Source organism: Frankia sp. R82, assembly GCF_023716925.1.
Classification (GTDB): domain Bacteria; phylum Actinomycetota; class Actinomycetes; order Frankiales; family Frankiaceae; genus Frankia.
Genome location: NZ_JAMQQG010000156.1, coordinates 1 through 1440, shown reverse-complemented (window position 1 = coordinate 1440; position 1440 = coordinate 1). Strand labels below are relative to the sequence as shown.

Annotated in this window: 1 protein-coding gene; it reads left to right on the top strand. The window is 73.8% G+C overall.

The annotated features are described in order from the left end of the window. Positions 1 to 1104 (top strand): (2,3-dihydroxybenzoyl)adenylate synthase (locus tag ND747_RS16330; protein ID WP_251734467.1); only part of this gene is annotated, 1104 nt, incomplete at its 5' end. Positions 1105 to 1440: the final 336 nt, after the last annotated feature.

Genomic DNA, 1440 nt, shown 5'->3' with positions numbered 1-1440 from the left:
GCCGCGGCCCGCGCCGGCACGCCGGTGACCCCGGCCGAACCGATCGACCCGGCCGGTGTCGCGGTGCTGCTCGTCTCGGGCGGCACCACCGGCAGGCCGAAGCTCATCGCGCGCACCCACTGGGACTACGCGTACAACGCCGCGGCCAGCGCCCGGCTGTGCGGGCTCACCGGCGACGACGTCTACCTGGTCGCGCTGCCGGCCGCGCACAACTTCCCGCTGGCCTGTCCGGGGCTGCTCGGCGCGTTCGGGGTGGGGGCGAGGGTGGTGCTGGCGCCCGTGCCGAGCCCGGAGATCGCCTTCGAGCTCATCGCCCGGGAACGGGTCACGGTCACCGCCCTCGTCCCGGCCCTCGCCCGGATCTGGGTGACGGCCGCGGGCTGGGAGGGTCCCGACACGACCAGCCTGCGCCTGCTGCAGGTGGGCGGCGCGAAGCTGGACGCGGAGCTGGCCCGCCAGGTCCGCCCGGTGCTCGGCGCCGGCGTCCAGCAGGTGTTCGGCATGGCCGAGGGGCTGCTCAACTACACCCGGCCGGACGACGGCGACGAGATCGCCTGCACCACACAGGGCCGTCCCCTCGCCGAGGCCGACGAGGTCCGCGTCGTCGACGAGCACGGGGTGGACGTCCCCGCCGGTGCGACCGGTGAACTGTGGACCCGCGGGCCCTACACCATCCGCGGCTACTACCGCGCCGCCGAGCACAACGCGACCGCGTTCACCTCGGAGGGCTTCTACCGCACCGGCGACCTGGTGCGGCGCACCCCCGAGGGCAACCTGGTCGTCGAGGGGCGGATCAAGGACGTGATCAACCGGGGTGGGGAGAACATCTCCGCCACCGAACTCGAGGAGCATCTGCTCGCCCATCCCGCGATCGTCCAGGCCGCTGTCGTCGCGACCGCCGACGAGCAGGTCGGCGAGCGCGTGCGGGCCGTGGTCGTGCTCGCCCCCGGCGAGTCGATCGGACTGCGCGTCCTCAGGGCATACCTGCGCGATCGCGGCCTGGCCCGGTTCATGCATCCCGATCTGCTCACGGTCGTGGACGAGTTGCCATTCACCGCCGTCGGAAAGATCGACAAACGCGAGCTGTGCCGCCGACTCGACTAGCCGCCTGCCGCGCCGCCCCGTTCCCCCGCCGCCCGGCTCCCTGCCCCCCGGGCCGAACCCCACCACCTCACCTTCGTCACCCGGCCGGCGACCGCCCCGGGCTGGCTGCCATGCCCGGGGCGGTTCCGCGCCCGGGCCAGCAGCCATGCCCCGGACATCCCGCCGGCCCGCCCGCACATCTCGGAAGGACGTATCCCGTGGCCAGTCCCGACTCCGCGCAGCGCAGGCGTGAGCTGCTCCGCCGCCGGCTCGAAGCGGCGGCGTTGGCGCGTGAGCCGTGACCTCGCCTTTTCCCTGGGACGCGGAATCTATCCCGTCCTGACCGATCTCGCCTTT